Below are 16,134 nucleotides of genomic sequence, written 5' to 3'. Positions count from 1 at the left end.
CCATAGGTTATGCCCGTCGTTAGAATCGCGAATGAAAGGTTGAACGTTCGATTACCTGGAGGCGGAAATATGGAAACGAATGGCAGCAACGCACGTGTCGTTTCCACTATTGGGCCTACCGCTTCGGGCAAGACGGGCTTGGGCATCGCACTGGCGCAGCAGCTTGCCGGGCGCGGGCAGCATGCGGAAATCGTCAATGCCGACGCTTACCAGATGTATCGATATATGGATATCGGCACGGCCAAGGCGAGTGCCGAGGAGCAGGCTGCGGTGCCGCACCATCTGCTCGACATCATTGATCCTGGTGAAACGATGACGGTCGCCAGGTTCCAGAAACTGGCACGTCAGGAAATTTCAGACCTGCAGGGCGGGGGAGTGCGGCCGATTTTGGTTGGTGGTTCCGGCCTGTATGCACGCGCGGCTATCGACGATATTTCGTTTCCCGGCACCGATTCCGCGGTGCGTTCGCAGCTTGAACAGCGGGCTGAAAGTGAAGGGGCGGGCGCGCTTTACGACGAACTGAAACGCAAGGACCCACAAGCCGCCGAGCGCATGGACCCTCATAACGCACGCCGCACCATACGAGCGCTGGAGGTCATCGAGATTACCGGCAGGCCTTATTCTGCAAGCCTTCCGCGCTATCGTTACGTCATCCCGTCTGTACAGATCGGCCTTGATTTGCCGCGCGAGGAACTCGACCGGCGTATCGATATCCGCACCGCGCAAATGCGTGAGCAGGGTTTCGTCGACGAGGTGCGCCACATCCGTCCGCTTCTCGGCGTCACCGCTTCGCGTGCGCTGGGTTACGCGCAGATCGAGGCGTATCTCGATGGAAACATGAGCGAGGACGAGGCATTCGCCGACATCGCGCAGAAAACGAAGCGTCTGGCTCGCAAACAGATGGGTTGGTTTGGCCGCGACCCCCGTATCCACTGGCTCGATGCGCTCGACGATGATTTGGTGGATAAGGCGCTCGACGTCGTCACCTGTGCCGATGCTGGCGACTACGACGAGGCCGACACCCATGCTGACGAGCGTCATGTTACCCATCATCTGGGCGACATCGCCACCCAGTGAGAAAAGCACCAAAAACGGCCCCAAATGGTGCTTATTGCACAGCACCAGTGAGAAAAGCACCAAAAACGGCCGAAAATCGTGCTTTTCACCGCAGTAAGCCCTGAATCAGTGCGAAAAGCACCAAAACGGGCCTTAAAAGGTGCTTTTTGCACTGGTTACACGTGCTCAGCTCAGTGTGCAGGTCCCTGGTCCCATCCGGAGATAAGGAAGATGCGCGTCGGGTTGGCGAGTCTGGTGATTGAGCCGTACATGCGTTCCAACTCCGAGATGTCGTGCTCGAACAGCGCAAGGTTGGTTGCGTTTCGGTAGCTTTCGAACGTGACCGTGCCCCAGTTCAGATCCCAGCCCACCGCGTGAGTGAGTTCCGAAATGAACATGCGCAGCACCATCCCGTTGCCATAGGCAAACGGATGCAGTGCGTTCAGCTCGTCGTAGATGCTTGCCAGAGCGTGGATAAAACCGGCACGGTCGAGCCCGGCAAAACAGCTGCCCCCGTCGAGTTGCGAGAAGATATTGGCCGCCCCGGTTTCGATAAGCGAGGACGGGAAATAGGGACTTTGCTGTTGATGGTGTTGACGGATTGGTAAGTCATCATTGCGGTTTGATTGGTTCGTAGCTCTTCCATTGGTCTGGCATGCGGTATTGCCATCATCACGTAGCTTTCCCGCACCGGCCACCGCCCCAACGAACAGCCCGCGATGGATGGTTTTCAGTTCCTCGAGCCCGCCGCGTGCCGGCCATCCGTAATCGATTAGCCGCACTGAACGGGCGAAAATCCGGTCGTCACGTAGCTGAGATTCATTGCATCTCTTTCGTCGTGCGGTTAGTTCAGGTGTTTCGACGAAATTCGAAAGATTAATGGTACCGCGCTGGTAGCCGTTCGCGGCCGTCACCATCGCATCGCTCGGCACGATTGCCGAAAGCTCGCAATTTTTATAGGAGAATGCGATGGCGCTCGCACGTTCTGCAGGGGTCATGACCATATCTCCATCGTAAGGCCAAAGGCGAAAATACCTGGACTTGCGTGCCGTTGTGGAAAACGAATGCAATGGACGGACTTCGAGGGATGATCATAAGTATTGAAAATTCATATGAAAGAATAATCTGATAATCCTGTCGGCATTTTGAAAGGGTTGGGCAGGTTGGTGGCTCAACGCGCCCAACGGGACGGGCTTGAAGTAGAATCACTGTTGTTATGGCACGCAAGACACAGACGAATGGCAAGAGTTCAAAGACCCGTCGCGGTAAAGCGAACGGGTCTTCTTCGGATAGGGAAACGGCGGCGACGAAGGTCATGCCGCCGGCTGACGCTTCGTTCTTCGTTCGTCATGCCACGCTGTGCCGCATCGCTGGTTTTTTCATGTTGGTGATTGTCGCCATCATGTTCTGCGCTTCCGAATGGTTCCATGTCGACGGGTTCCTGGGCCATTGGCTGCACATGGTCGCCGCCGGCCTGTTCGGCGTGATGAGTGTAGTGCTGCCGATCTTTTTGCTGGTCGTGGCCTATCAGGTGCTTCTTGACCCGGCTAAACACAAGCGCAACCTACGTCTGATTATCGGCTGTGCGCTGCTGTTCTGGTCGATCTGCTCGATTATCGACGCCATCGTCGCCTCACCGTCGCGTGATTTCAATATGGACGTGCTACGCAGTGCCGGAGGCCTGCTCGGTTTCGTGCTGGGCTCACCTTTGGCTTGGGGACTTTCCAGCGTATTCGCCGTCATTATTTTCGTGGTCGTCGCTATATTTTCGCTGCTGCTCATCATCAAACTCGATATCACCAAGATTCCCGAGCGCATACAGGACTGGTCGCAACGACACAAAAACGGCGATGGCAACGAGAACGATGCCGATACCGGAAGCGTTGGTGTAGGCACGCAGGGCGATCAATTCCCGAACGAAGTGCGTGTCGGTGACGAGACGTTGCAGCTTGCCGAGGGTGTGCCAGCCCACGACGGCAGCGAGGAAGACAATGAAACCGATGCTGCGCCGCAGCCTCGCAAACGTGGTATCGGTGCATTCTTCTCCCGTATTTTCGGCCATTCCGATAATGATGGCGACGATGTTACGAAACTTGAGCGTTACGCCGGCGATGAGGCCTTTGACCGTGCCGCTGACCTTAATGGTCGGAGTGACGAGACGCAGCTGATTGAAGGACATCCGCAGGATCTGGTCAACCCGGTCACTGGTGAGATTCAAGGTGTTGGTGGCGCTCCCGCCTCTGCTTTACCCGGTATGTCTGGTTTCAACGCAGGAAGTAACGGGGTTGGTGCAACGCAGGCTGTTCCGATGAACGGCCAATCCAGCGCTTTCGGTGCCCCGCAAGCCGCAAGTCCCACGGGTCCATACGGCTCAAGCGCCGAACCTGATGCTTCTGCCGCAGGGCAAGCCACCGATCCGTGGGCTGCAGTCGGCAAAGACGGCAGTGCAACCGAGCCTGTACTTCCACAAGTCAAAGGCATCGCCGGAGGAGCAGCGAACCTGCCCGCTTCCATCGCCAATCATGACGGTGACGATTCGGTCGCTCGCCATGAGGCCGAAAATGCAGCTGACGAAGAAGACAACAGGCCCTATCATCTGCCTAGCCTCGATATTCTGGTGAGGGGCAAGCCGCATCTGGCGCGTACTCAGGCCAACGACAACGTCATCAAGGCGCTGACCGCCACCTTCCATCAGTTCCACGTCGATGCCAAGGTTGTTGGCTTCTTGCGTGGCCCTTCGGTCACCCAGTACGAGGTCGAGCTCGGCCCGGGCGTCAAGGTTGAGAAAGTCACGAATCTTCAGCGCAACATCGCCTATGCCGTGGCTTCCACCGATGTGCGTATCCTTTCGCCGATTCCCGGCAAATCCGCCATCGGCATCGAGATTCCGAACATCGATCGCGAAATCGTCCACTTGGGAGACGTATTACGTAGCGACAAGGCCTTGAACGACCCGAATCCGATGCTTGCCGGCGTCGGCAAGGACGTCGAAGGCCATTTCGTCACCGCCGATCTCACCAAGATGCCGCATTTGCTGGTCGCAGGTGCTACCGGTTCCGGCAAGTCGAGCTTCATCAACTCCATGCTGACATCATTGATCATGCGGGCCACCCCCGAGCAGGTGCGTCTGATTATGGTCGACCCCAAGCGCGTAGAGCTTTCCGCTTACGCCGGTATTCCACACCTGCTGACGCCAATCATCACCGATCCCAAGAAAGCCGCACAGGCGTTGGAATGGGTGGTCAAGGAGATGGACGCCCGCTACGACGACCTTCAGTACTTCGGCTTCCGTCATATCAAAGACTTCAACAAGGCCGTTCTCGCCGGTAAGGTTCACGCTCCGCTCGGGTCCAAACGCAAGGTGGCTCCGTATCCGTACATTGTCGTGGTCGTCGACGAGATGGCCGACCTGATGATGATGGCCAAGAACGACGTCGAAAGTTCCATCCAGCGCATCACGCAGCTCGCTCGCGCCGCCGGCGTGCACCTCGTGCTCGCCACTCAGCGTCCGTCCGTCGACGTCATTACCGGCCTGATCAAGGCCAACATTCCTTCGCGTCTGGCTTTCGCCACGTCGTCGGCCACCGATTCCCGCGTCATTCTTGACTCAACTGGCGCCGAATCGCTGATTGGCCAGGGCGACGCGCTTTTCCTGCCGATGGGTTCCGCCAAGCCGATCCGTGTGCAGGGCTCGTGGGTCGGGGAATCCGAGATTCGCAAGGCCGTCGAATTCGTCCGCACTCAGCGCAAGCCGCACTATCGCGAGGATATCGAGGAAATGGCCAAGAAGGCCGAAGAGAACGAGACGCACCCAGACGAGGAAATCGGCGACGACATGGACACGCTTTTGGAGGCCGCGAAACTTGTGGTCACCACGCAGTTCGGCTCAACCTCGATGCTCCAGCGCAAGCTGCGCATCGGTTTCGCCAAGGCCGGCCGCATGATGGACCTGCTCGAATCCCGTGGCGTCGTAGGCCCGTCAGAGGGTTCCAAGGCCCGTGAGGTCCTGGTCCAGCCCCAAGACCTGACTCAGGTTCTCGACTTCATCCAAGGCAAAACCAGCTCGATTTCGCCATCGTCTCCCGATGACAACGCGCAGGCTCAGTAAATGATTGCGGTATCGTAGCCGCGCTAAGGTATTGGATATGCAACAACGAGATGGGAAACAATCACTTCTGGACGGCTGGAACAGTCCGCCGAATCTGGTGACCTACACGCGCATCGTGCTGGTCCTGATATTTTTGTGGATCGATATTGCCGCAGGCCCTTGGGGACAACATAGCCCGTGGATGCGTTTTGCCGCAGCGATGCTCTTCATCGTGGCCGCGTCCACTGACAAGCTGGACGGCTGGATGGCCCGTACCTATAACCAGGTCACGGAGCTCGGCAAGCTGATGGATCCCATCGCCGACAAACTGCTGATATGCTCGGCCCTTGTCGTTGCCTCGGTGTTCGGCGAGGTGCCGTGGTGGGTCACCGCGCTGTTCCTCATCCGTGAAATCGGCATCACCGTCATGCGCTTCTTCGTCATCGACACCGGCGGCAGAGTCATCGCGGCCGAGAAAGCCGGCAAATACAAGACGCTTACCCAGTGCATCGGTTTGGGCATGCTGTTGATGCCGGTGTGGGCTCTGTCTTCGAACATCACAGACCCGGGGCGGGTCGCCTTTGGCGGCGGTGTTCCCGCGTTCTCCCATCTCGGAGCGGGAGTTCCGGTTTGGTGGTTCTGCTATTACATCGTCACCGATATGCTCATCGGTATCGCGTTGGTTTTGTGCCTCTATTCCGGCTATGTTTATGTCCGTAATGTGGTGCGGGCGCGAAAAACCAAGTAGGAGCTTGTAGAATCTGCCCCAAACCAATTACTTACCGAACGGTAGGCGGGTTTGGGGCGTTTTTATCACATTGAGATATGTCGGATATCCTTGTTACCAATAGGTAACCGATAGATTGCCCATTGAAGGAGGGAACATGCGGGAATATATGGAAACACCCGATGGGGCCTCGCAGGCTATACAAAATCTGGAAGGTATGGTCGCAAGCGGTGCGGTCTCGGAAATCCAACCACGTTGCGACGAACTGGCTGCCCGTATCCTCAGCGGCGCCAAGACCCAAGGCTTCAAGATCGCCGCAGCCGAATCCCTGACAGGCGGTCTATTGGCCGACGCCTTCGTGCGTATTCCCGGCGCTTCCGACGTTTTCCTTGGCTCCGCGGTGACTTACGATATCAAGGCCAAGGCGAGCGTGCTAGGCGTAGATGCGGATTTGCTGGATCAAGAGGGTGCCGTACACCCGGAAGTGGCCCGGCAGATGGCTTTGCGAACTTCCCGACTTTATCGCCAGCCACAATATGGTGATAAGGTTCTAGGGCTATCGACCACCGGTGTGGCCGGTCCGGGCCCTGACGGCGACAAGCCGGCGGGTTTGGTTTATATCGGTATCAGTGTTCCTGCTAACAGTAATACCGATGTCCGGCGGACGGTCGCGGCCAAGCTGCGGCTTTCCGGCTCAAGAGAAGAGGTTCGGAGACTTAGCGTACTGAACGTATTGCAGCTTGTGACGCAGCTCACAACGCTCACAGAGGAATAAAAGCTCCCTTCAACTGTTGATGAAAGTGACAACATGAACAGCACTAGGTAAAAGAGGGGTGGCGTAATGGAAACGATGACTCGACCACAGGAGCAGATGGGAATGAACACGCTTGCATCAGGGGCGACGCGCCCAAGCAATGCGCGCAACAGGGACTTGACCCCTGCTCAGCGACGCGCGGTGGCTTTCGCGCAACAACAGGTTTTGAAGGCGCGTGCCGCCAAGAAGGCAAAGGATGAACGCCAGGCGGTACTCAACAGGATGTGGCAGGAAGAGGACGCTGAGCAGTCCAAGCCTCGCGCGGCCGCACACAAGCATGATACCGACGGCGAAAGCCGCGATATCTCGTTGCGTGAAGCCATCGGACACGTGCTGCGCGACCTACGTACCCGCGACCACAAGACCCTGCGTGAGGTCAGCGAAAAGGCCGGCGTCTCACTCGGATACCTTTCCGAAGTCGAGCGCGGGCAGAAGGAGGCCAGTTCCGAACTGCTGGCGTCCATCGCCGAATCGCTGGGTCTGAGCACCTCGCAGATGCTGCGTATGGTGGCGGATTACCTCGACTACAATGAGGCGTGACCCGCGGTTTCGTACCATTTTATTGAAGAGCTCATCGGCCTAGGTCGGTGGGCTCTTTTGATGAATGTCGACATCTCTTATCGATATTGGTGCTGCCGTCATTTTCCTTTATTGCGTTTCGAGCCCACGGTTGCGATTAAGGCGAGTGTTGCGAACTCATTGACGAACTTTTGCCGTTTGATGCGAAAGACGTCGTCTGATATGGCAAGGGCAAAGATTGTCCTAAAGAATTTCGCGCATAGATTCGTATTCGACAGCGCTGATAGACTTCTCGATGTGAAAGAACGTGAATTTTGGCAGTTGTTGGAAGAAGTGCTTGGACGGACGTATGGGCGTTCGTTGGCGCACGATCAGGTGTTGACGGCGCTTGACGGCATGACAGTGGTCGAGGCGCTCGCCGATGGTGTCGAGCCGCGCGTTGTCTGGAACGTGCTGTGTGACCAGCTGCAGATTCCCGATTCGAAGCGTTGGGGCAAGGACCACAATGCGCCGCCACTGCCTGCAAAATAGATTCTATTGGCTTCAGCTTTTTGGCAGTCTTTCGGCGCGTCCATTCGAACAAATGTTCGTATGTTGTTCTATGATTATTTTGGAAGTCAGGAATGGAAAAACGAGGTTAGAGGCCCAAAAGCCCGGAAAACCACGGCGTGTCGAAAAGGCAAGCATTCGACCACATAACCCCGTTCAGCTTGCATTAGTGACGGATGGCTCCGTATTCTGGTAGTGCAGGAGCGGACGTAAAGGAGAACGATGGCACAGCAATCAAAGACTGCGAAGGGCAGCAAAGCCAAGAACGCCGAGCCTCAGGCCAACGGTGAGCACGGCATCGATCCGCGTAAGCAGGCGGCGCTCGACACCGCGTTGAAACAGGTCGAAAAGGACTTTGGCAAGGGCTCGGCGATGCGGCTTGGCGACAAACCGGTGCAGAACGTCGAGGTCATTCCCACGGGTTCGCTGGCGCTCGATATGGCGCTGGGTATCGGAGGATTGCCACGTGGCAGAATCGTCGAGATCTACGGCCCGGAATCTTCCGGTAAGACCACGCTGGCATTGCACGCGGTGGCCAATGCTCAGAAAGCCGGCGGTGTCGCTGCATACATCGATGCGGAACACGCACTCGACCCGGTCTACGCCAAGAAGCTCGGCGTCGATACGGATCAATTGATTATTTCCCAGCCGGACAACGGCGAGCAGGCGCTTGAAATCGCGGACATGCTGGTGCGTAGCGGCGCGCTTGATGTCGTGGTGATTGATTCGGTGGCGGCTTTGGTCCCCAAGGCCGAAATCGAAGGTGAGATGGGCGACAGCCACGTCGGTCTGCAGGCTCGTTTGATGAGCCAGGCGCTGCGTAAGATGACCGGTGCATTGGCCCAGTCCAATACCACCGCCATCTTCATCAACCAGCTGCGTGAGAAGATTGGTGTCTTCTTCGGCAGCCCGGAGACTACGACCGGCGGCAAGGCGCTGAAGTTCTATGCTTCTGTGCGTCTCGACATTCGCCGTATCCAGACCTTGAAGAACGGTGACGAGGCCGTTGGCAACCGCACCAAGGTCAAGGTCGTCAAGAACAAGATGGCGCCGCCGTTCAAGTTCGCCGAGTTCGACATTCTCTACGGAGAGGGCATCTCCAGGGAAGGCTCGGTGCTCGACATGGCGCTACAGTGCGATGTCGTCAAGAAGTCTGGTTCCTGGTTCACCTATGAGGGCGACCAGCTGGGGCAAGGGCGTGAGAACGTCCGTCAGTTCCTCAAAGACAATCCGGCTTTGACTGATGAGATTGAGCGCAAGGTGAAGATCAAATACGGTCTGATCCCTGACGATTCCAAGCCTGAAGGTGACGGCGAGGTGTCCGCGGATGATACCGCCAATGCAACTGAAGCCGGCAAAGGCGCCCCGTCCTCGGATTCGGGCGCAAAAGCCTAGTCTTTCGGAGTCGACTGATGATCAGCGTCGAAGAATTTTTGCAGGGTCGTCATCTGCCGGATATTTCATCCGGAGATGGCGGCCATGGCTCAACCGATACCAGTCGTGTTGCTGAGGCGGACCTGTCGGGTAATCGCACAGCCATATCTGATTCGGATACGAGTGCAGCTGGCGAGGATTCGGTCGTGGCCGTATCGGATTCATCGGTGTCCGGTTCACGGACCAGTAGGGTAAGTGACGGCTCAACGTCAAGTCGGAATCGCCAATCAGTCCGGGCCAAAAGGCCCAATCGGGCCCATACGCATGCGGTGGCGGTGACGAGCAATTACACTAGCGGATTCGGTGGCAGTCTCGATGTCGAAGACACGTTCAACGGCAACCGTGGGCGCAGAAAATACGGCAAGTACGGTCGTAAGCATGGCGGTATTCGTTATCGCAAATATCGCACGGGTGCGCCGACGAAACGTGTGCCGGATGATCCTGCTGACGTGGATGCCTGTCGTGAGGCAGCGTTGACTTTGCTTGATGCCGCTGCACGTTCTTCCGGAGCGTTGATCAAACGCTTGGTCAGCAAAGGCTATGACCCGGTGGTCTGCGAAGATGTGGTGGCGCGTCTGGTCGATGTCCATCTCATCGATGACGAAGAATATGCGCGCTCCGTTGTACGTAGCTGTGCAGGACGGATGCTCGGTTTCAGAGGCACCATCATGGAGTTGAAGCGCAAAGATGTCGACGACCGACTTGCGCAGCGTGTGGCTTCTGAAGCCCGGGAACAGGGGGTCTTCGAAGATGCTGCCTGGCAGCTGGGACGCAGGGTCGCTGCGAAGACGGAAGGCTTGGAGCCCCAAGTTCGACGTCGTCGGTTCTGGAGCGCCGGTGGTCGCAAAGGCCACGACCCGGAAGCGTTACGTCGTGTCGCTCACGAGCTATTTGACAATCAGGATGTCGTCTGAGTCCCATATCTGTTGCGTGATGTACCTTTGCATACGCCTGTAAATGTGAAGTGAGACCTCGTATACCCCGGGTTCTGTCGTGTGTTGTCACACGGACGGTCATCCATCTCGACCTGGCGTCGCCGCCAGGCTCCAGCAGCCTACCCGAAGGCCGGGCGAGCAACCCGTGCCGGAACAAAAGTCCCGGCGTGCCTTCTGCTTGGCCTTGCTCCCGATGAGGCTTGCCAGCGGCCAACTGTTGCCAGTGGCCCGGTGGTCTCTTACACCGCCGTTTCACCCTTACCCGACCGAAGTCAGGCGGTCTGCTTTCTGTTGCGCTAGCTCTCAGGTCACCCTGGGCGGACGTTATCCGCCATCGTGCTCTGTGGAGCCCGGAAGTTCCTCAGCCGGCTTGGACAAGCCAAACGCGGCCGCGACCATCAAGAGGTCTCACAAGCATCTGATTATAGCAAATGTGAAAGCACGGCGTTGCGGAAAAGCGAAAGGCGTATTTTCTGGGTAACGTTCAGCTTGCCTCAAGGTAAGACGCTAGACTGGAACTAGCAGCACAGCAGTGAGGTTGCTGCTGGCACATCAGGCGGGGCAGACCCGCCGAACCTAACAGGAGGTCGACCATGGATATTGTCGTCACCGGACGTCACATGCAAGTCAATCAAAAGTTCCGTGATGTTGTGGACACGAAGATGAGGCGTGTCACGTCGATTGCCCCGGACGCCGCACGCGCCCAGATCGTCGTATCTCGCGAAGGCAACCCACGCCAGGCCGACACTGCCAAGCGCGTCGAGATTACTATCGAGGCTGGAGCCACCGTGGTACGCGCTGAAGCCTCGAGCTCCGACGAATACAGCGCCCTCGATATCGCGCTGGACAAGTTGACGCTACGTCTGCGCCGCGTGCGTGATCGCCGTAAGAGCCATCGTCCCACCCGCAAGGAACAGAAGACCGTCGACATGGGTGTGGTGCCAATCGACGAGCCGATCAACCCGGAACCCACCGCGTTGCAGGAGCCCGAAGAGATCGCGCATCCGCTTTCCACCGATCTCGGCCCCGGCGAGAGCGTCGAAGTGCAGGTCGGGGATACCCCGATCGTCATTCGCCGCAAGCTGCATATCGCCGAGCCAATGACCATCGACGAGGCGCTCTACGAGATGGAGCTCATCGGTCACGATTTCTTCCTCTTTGTCAACAGTGAGACCCATCGTCCGTCCGTCGTTTATCGTCGCCATGGCTGGAGCTATGGTGTCTTTGAAATCGATACCGCTGAAAACGTCAGGAAGGCGCAGAAGGCCGCGAAGAACAAGAAGTAGGTATGGGGTTCCACATTCGGCAGGTTTTGAAGCCTATAGACTGATAAACAGAGCTTATAAGTAAGTGGATGCCAACGATAGATTCTCATCGACCCACCGGAAACTGACCGGTGGGTCGATTCACGTATGGTTGTAAATCATCGGATTTTGCAAGGTTGTGCAGGCGATAATGCGGAAAATCTGCGCCGTCGCGTAAGATAGTCGCTAGTCTGTGCCAAGCCTTGGTTGGCTTGGTCTTGCTCGTTTATGGGAAACGAACTAGGGAGCGAAATTGGTAGATATCGTCGATAAGGCCCTCCGTATGGGCGAAGGCCACCAGATCAAGAAGCTTGAGAATGTGGCCAAGGCGACTAACGCGCACGAGGATGAGATTGCGGCGCTGAGCGACGAGGAACTTGCCGGACAAACGGCGAAGTTCAAGCAGCGTCTCGACAACGGCGAGGATTTGGACAAGCTCATGCCCGAGGCTTTCGCGACGGTACGCGAAGTCTCTAAGCGTACACTCGGCCAGCGGCACTTCGACGTGCAGCTGATGGGCGGCGCAGCTCTGCACTGGGGCAACATCGCCGAGATGAAAACCGGCGAAGGCAAGACCTTGGTGGCAACGCTTCCTTCCTACCTCAATGCGCTGAGTGGAGAAGGCGTCCACATCGTCACCGTCAACGACTACCTCGCTAGCTACCAGAGCGAGCTGATGGGCCGTATCTTCCGCTTCCTGAAGATGAACGTCGGCTGCATCATCACCGACCAGAAGCCCGCCGAGCGCCGCAAGCAGTACGAGGCGGACATTACCTACGGCACCAACAACGAGTTCGGCTTCGACTACCTGCGCGACAACATGGCGTGGGAGAAGAACGAGCTGGTGCAGCGTGGCCATCATTACGCCATCGTCGATGAGGTCGACTCCATTCTTATTGATGAGGCTCGTACGCCTCTGATTATTTCCGGCCCCGCCGAGGGCGGCGTGACCCGCTGGTACCGTCAGTTTGCCAAGCTCGTCACCAAGCTCACGCGTGACGAGGACTATGAGGTCGACGAGAAGAAGAAGGTCGTCGGCATTCTCGACCCGGGCATCACCAAGGTCGAGGACTTCCTGGGGATCGACAATCTGTACGAGCCCAGCAACACCGCGCTGATTGGCTACCTCAACAACGCCATCAAGGCCAAGGAACTCTTCTTGCGCGACAAGGACTACGTCGTCACGGGCGGCGAAGTCCTCATCGTCGACGAACACACCGGTCGTGTGCTTCCCGGCCGTCGTTACAACGAAGGCCTTCACCAGGCCATCGAGGCAAAGGAAGGCGTCGAAGTCAAGGCCGAGAACCAGACCTTCGCGACGATTACCTTGCAGAACTACTTCCGCATGTACGACAAGCTTGCGGGCATGACCGGTACGGCAGAGACCGAAGCCGCCGAGTTCATGAACACCTACAAGTTGGGCGTGCTGCCGATCCCGACCAACAAGCCGATGATCCGCGTCGATCAGGACGATCTGATCTACCGTACCAAGAAGGAAAAGCTCACCGCCATCATCAAGGATGTCGCCAAGAGGTACAAGAAGGGCCAGCCGGTTCTGCTTGGCACCGCTTCCGTCGAATCCTCCGAAGTCGTTTCCTCGCTGCTTGACGTGGCAGGTATTCCTCACCAGGTGTTGAACGCGAAGCACCACGAGAAAGAAGCGGCGGTCGTCGCCGTTGCAGGTCGCAAGGGTGCTATCACCGTGGCCACCAATATGGCAGGCCGTGGTACTGATATCATGCTGGGCGGCAACGTCGAGTTCCTCGCCGATCAGAAGCTCAAATCCGAAGGCTATTCCGCGGATGATACTCCTGAGGAATACGAGAAGCGTTGGCCAGGAACTTTGGCCGAGATGAAGGAACAGGCCAAGGACGAACACGAAGAGGTCACCAAGCTCGGTGGTCTTTATGTGCTCGGCACCGAACGCCACGAATCCCGCCGTATCGACAACCAGCTGCGCGGCCGTTCCGGACGTCAGGGCGATCCGGGTGAGTCCCGCTTCTACCTGAGCCTTGAAGACGATTTGATGCGTCTCTTTAACACCCAGCTCGTCGCACGAGTCATGGCCAAGGGCCTGCCGGAGGGTGAGCCCATCGAGTCCAAGAGCGTTTCCAAGGGCGTGCGCACCGCGCAGAAGTCCGTGGAATCGCGCAACTTCGAAATGCGTAAGAACGTCCTCAAATACGATGACGTGATGAACAAGCAGCGTAAGGTTATCTATTCCGAACGTCAGGCCGTGTTGCGCGGTGTCGACATCCATGAAGACATTCTGCGCTTCATCGACGAAACCATCGAAAGCTACATCAAGGGTGCCAATAACGGCAGTGACAAGCCCGAGGAATGGGATTGGGACGGCCTGTTCAGTGCTCTGAAGACGGTCTACCCGATTTCGGTCGAGGAGGACGACGCCAAGAAGAAGGCGGAAGGCCTCAAGGGCGAAAAGGCCGTGGATGCTGTCAAGGAATTCATCGTTGACGATGCCAAGGAGCAGTACTCCGGTTACGAAGACAAGATCGGTGCCGACGGGTTGCGTCAGCTTGAACGTCGCGTTGTGCTCGCGGTGCTCGACAAGAAGTGGCGTGAACACCTCTATGAGATGGACTATTTGAAGGACGGCATCGGCCTGCGTGGCATGGGCCAGCGCGACCCGCTGGTTGAGTACCAGCGCGAAGGCTTCCAGATGTACAACAAGATGATCGACGCCATCAAGGAGGAAAGCATCCAGCTGCTCTTCCACGTCGACATCCAGCAAGTTGCCCAGACCGAAGATGCCGAAGCTGAAACCTCTGCCGAGGACGAGGCCGTCGACGCCGCAGCACAAGCCGCTGGAGTCGGGTCTGTCGATGACGGTGAAGCCGCTGAATCCACGGCCACGGTCGCCTCTGCACCTTCCGATCCTGATGCCACTGATGAAGACGCCGAGGAGGCCGACATCGCCGAAACTGAAGAAAGCGATGAAGGCAACCCTGAACCCAGCATCGTCGGCCCGGAGCCGATGAGCCACGCTGAGGGCAAGGTTCCGGCCAACAAGCGTCCGAAGGCTGAGGAGCTCAAGAGCCCGTGGGCCGATGGCAGAACGTTCCCCGGCACCAAGAAGAACGATCCATGCCCTTGTGGTTCAGGTCGCAAATACAAGATGTGTCACGGGCAGAACGAGAAGAAGTGAAACTCGCAATGATTATCCGGTAGACCAAAGTCGACGGATATGAAAAGCGGTGGCTGACAAATGCATTTGTCAGCCACCGCTTTATTTGTCTATGTGGTGCGAATCTTTAGGCCCTAGTCTTCAGACCCTCGACCCGTCGTCGTAATAATCCGTTTGCGTCTGCCGGAACCCCTTGTGCCGGCTTAAAAGGCCCACGCCGCCGACCAAGGCGCACAGACCGAAAATGATACCAAGAGTGGTCGTGAATCTTCGGAAGAACAGTGCGGCGATCAGTCCGACAATGCCGATGATGAGCAATGCCCAGAACACGACCTTGACCGGATTGAGATGGCCAAGGTCAGGGTTCGGGGGAGTAAAGTCGTCCAAGCTGTCCATGTCGTCAACGGTGTCCAGCCAGCTTTTACCCTCGAAATCGCGTGGCCCATGCGCTTTTCCAGACGAAGACGATGAAGAAAATCCGTCGGTAAAGGAATCCGGCGTGATGTCCTCAACGGAAAGAAAGGCTTTCTTTTCCTCGCGTTTCGCGTGTTTCTCGAAGCGCTTGGCATTCCTGGAACTACTGATGTCGTCGAGATCATCGGCATGCTCGGCCTCGAACTGCTTCCAGGCGTCCTCAACGGATGCAGCGTCGGAGGGAGTGCTGTGGTCACTCCCTTTCCCGCTCGATGCGGCGTCGGAACTGGCGCTCGAATCGGCGTCGTCTCGCTTGTCGTCACTGTTGTTGCTATCCTTGAGGCTAGTCATACCGACCACTCTAACCCAGCGGTCGGCCAATTGTGTTTCTAAGTGCATGCCCGTGAGACGTGCGTGAACCAGGGAGGGAGAGCTCGTGCTTTATTGGTTCTTTGTCAAGGGACTTGGTCCGATTGCCCGGTGGCGCATGCATCCAAAAGGCGTCGGCGTTGAAAATATTCCCAAGACAGGAGGCGGCATCATCGCTTCGAACCATCTGGCTGTCATCGATGACGCGCTGATTCCGTTGACCAGCCCGCGCATGATTCATTTCATGGGCAAGGCCGAATATTTCGAGGGCAAAGGCATCAAAGGCAAGTTCATCAAATGGTGGTTCACTTCCGTCGGCGTGTTCCCGGTAGACCGTTCCGGTGGCTCGAAATCGTTGGGAGCGCTGGCCCACGCCCGCGAGATCATCGAGGATGGACATCTCTTCGGCATTCATGTGGAAGGCACGCGTAGCCCCGACGGCAGGCTTTATCGTGGCCATACCGGTGTGGCCAAGCTAGCGCTGGAAACCGGTTGCAGCATCATTCCCACGGCTGTCATCGGCAGCAGGAAGATTCAGATGCCCGGTCAGGTTATCCCAAGTTCGGGGCACACCAAAGTCATTTACGGCAAGCCGATTCCTGTCAAAAAGGTCGATCCCGACACCATCACCCACGAGGAGCTGCGTGAGCTGACCGACCATGTCATGGCCGAAATCGCCAAGCTCAGCGGTCAGGAATACGTCGATGAATACGCCCAGACCGTCAAGGCGCGGATGAAGAAGACACGGGAAGCCAAGCAAATCGCCGCGGCAAAGTAACGA

Annotated in this window: 13 protein-coding genes and 1 other RNA gene; 11 read left to right on the top strand and 3 right to left on the bottom strand. The window is 57.2% G+C overall.

The window, feature by feature from the left end; translation table 11 throughout:
- Nucleotides 1–69: 69 nt before the first annotated feature.
- The gene (gene miaA, locus OZX72_RS06240) at nucleotides 70–1,077 is read left to right on the top strand and encodes a tRNA (adenosine(37)-N6)-dimethylallyltransferase MiaA (protein WP_277157819.1); all 1,008 of its coding nucleotides are present in this window, start codon (nucleotides 70–72) and stop codon (nucleotides 1,075–1,077) included.
- Nucleotides 1,078–1,247: 170 nt separating this feature from the next.
- On the opposite strand, the gene OZX72_RS06235 is transcribed toward miaA, so the two are convergent.
- Nucleotides 1,248–2,054, bottom strand: coding sequence for a Fic family protein (locus OZX72_RS06235; protein ID WP_277157818.1), 807 nt, complete (start codon nucleotides 2,052–2,054; stop codon nucleotides 1,248–1,250).
- Between the two features lie 218 nt (nucleotides 2,055–2,272).
- Between OZX72_RS06235 and OZX72_RS06230 the strand changes: the two genes are divergently transcribed.
- The 7 genes from OZX72_RS06230 to OZX72_RS09500 all read left to right on the top strand — a co-directional run bounded on the left by OZX72_RS06230 (nucleotide 2,273) and on the right by OZX72_RS09500 (nucleotide 10,100).
- Nucleotides 2,273–5,164 carry a DNA translocase FtsK gene (locus tag OZX72_RS06230; protein ID WP_277157817.1) on the top strand — a complete coding sequence of 964 codons (2,892 nt, stop codon included), beginning with the start codon at nucleotides 2,273–2,275 and terminating at the stop codon, nucleotides 5,162–5,164.
- A gap of 37 nt (nucleotides 5,165–5,201) precedes the next feature.
- The gene (gene pgsA / locus OZX72_RS06225) at nucleotides 5,202–5,891 is read left to right on the top strand and encodes a CDP-diacylglycerol--glycerol-3-phosphate 3-phosphatidyltransferase (protein WP_277157816.1); all 690 of its coding nucleotides are present in this window, start codon (nucleotides 5,202–5,204) and stop codon (nucleotides 5,889–5,891) included.
- A 196-nt stretch (nucleotides 5,892–6,087) separates the two neighbouring features.
- Entirely contained in the window at nucleotides 6,088–6,645 is a 558-nt protein-coding gene (locus tag OZX72_RS06220; protein WP_277159387.1) for a CinA family protein, read from the top strand.
- Nucleotides 6,646–6,711: 66 nt separating this feature from the next.
- Entirely contained in the window at nucleotides 6,712–7,224 is a 513-nt protein-coding gene (locus tag OZX72_RS06215) for a helix-turn-helix transcriptional regulator (protein WP_277157815.1), read from the top strand.
- 276 nt (nucleotides 7,225–7,500) lie between these two features.
- Nucleotides 7,501–7,734, top strand: coding sequence for a DUF3046 domain-containing protein (locus OZX72_RS06210; protein ID WP_277157814.1), 234 nt, complete (start codon nucleotides 7,501–7,503; stop codon nucleotides 7,732–7,734).
- A 240-nt stretch (nucleotides 7,735–7,974) separates the two neighbouring features.
- Nucleotides 7,975–9,147, top strand: a complete 1,173-nt coding sequence (gene recA, locus OZX72_RS06205) for a recombinase RecA (RefSeq protein WP_277157813.1) — start codon at nucleotides 7,975–7,977, stop codon at nucleotides 9,145–9,147.
- A 425-nt stretch (nucleotides 9,148–9,572) separates the two neighbouring features.
- Nucleotides 9,573–10,100, top strand: a complete 528-nt coding sequence (locus OZX72_RS09500) for a regulatory protein RecX (RefSeq protein WP_348519675.1) — start codon at nucleotides 9,573–9,575, stop codon at nucleotides 10,098–10,100.
- A 47-nt stretch (nucleotides 10,101–10,147) separates the two neighbouring features.
- On the opposite strand, the gene rnpB is transcribed toward OZX72_RS09500, so the two are convergent.
- Nucleotides 10,148–10,532, bottom strand: an RNA gene (gene rnpB / locus OZX72_RS06195) — RNase P RNA component class A.
- 182 nt (nucleotides 10,533–10,714) lie between these two features.
- On the opposite strand from rnpB, the gene raiA reads away from it, so the two are divergent.
- Complete coding sequence (raiA, locus tag OZX72_RS06190; RefSeq protein WP_277157810.1) at nucleotides 10,715–11,407, top strand: ribosome-associated translation inhibitor RaiA; 693 nt, start codon at nucleotides 10,715–10,717, stop codon at nucleotides 11,405–11,407.
- A 271-nt stretch (nucleotides 11,408–11,678) separates the two neighbouring features.
- The gene (gene secA, locus OZX72_RS06185; RefSeq protein ID WP_277157809.1) at nucleotides 11,679–14,591 is read left to right on the top strand and encodes a preprotein translocase subunit SecA; all 2,913 of its coding nucleotides are present in this window, start codon (nucleotides 11,679–11,681) and stop codon (nucleotides 14,589–14,591) included.
- 120 nt (nucleotides 14,592–14,711) lie between these two features.
- Here secA and OZX72_RS06180 read toward each other — a convergent pair whose 3' ends face one another.
- Complete coding sequence (locus OZX72_RS06180; RefSeq protein WP_277157807.1) at nucleotides 14,712–15,335, bottom strand: DUF308 domain-containing protein; 624 nt, start codon at nucleotides 15,333–15,335, stop codon at nucleotides 14,712–14,714.
- An 85-nt stretch (nucleotides 15,336–15,420) separates the two neighbouring features.
- Between OZX72_RS06180 and OZX72_RS06175 the strand changes: the two genes are divergently transcribed.
- A complete protein-coding gene (locus OZX72_RS06175) occupies nucleotides 15,421–16,131 on the top strand; it encodes a lysophospholipid acyltransferase family protein (RefSeq protein ID WP_277157806.1) in 711 nt (236 codons plus the stop codon).
- Nucleotides 16,132–16,134: the final 3 nt, after the last annotated feature.

The organism is Bifidobacterium sp. ESL0769 (assembly GCF_029395495.1).
Classification (GTDB): Bacteria; Actinomycetota; Actinomycetes; order Actinomycetales; family Bifidobacteriaceae; genus Bifidobacterium.
The sequence above is the reverse complement of the archived record's forward strand: the minus strand, read 5'-3'. Positions and strand labels throughout refer to the sequence as shown.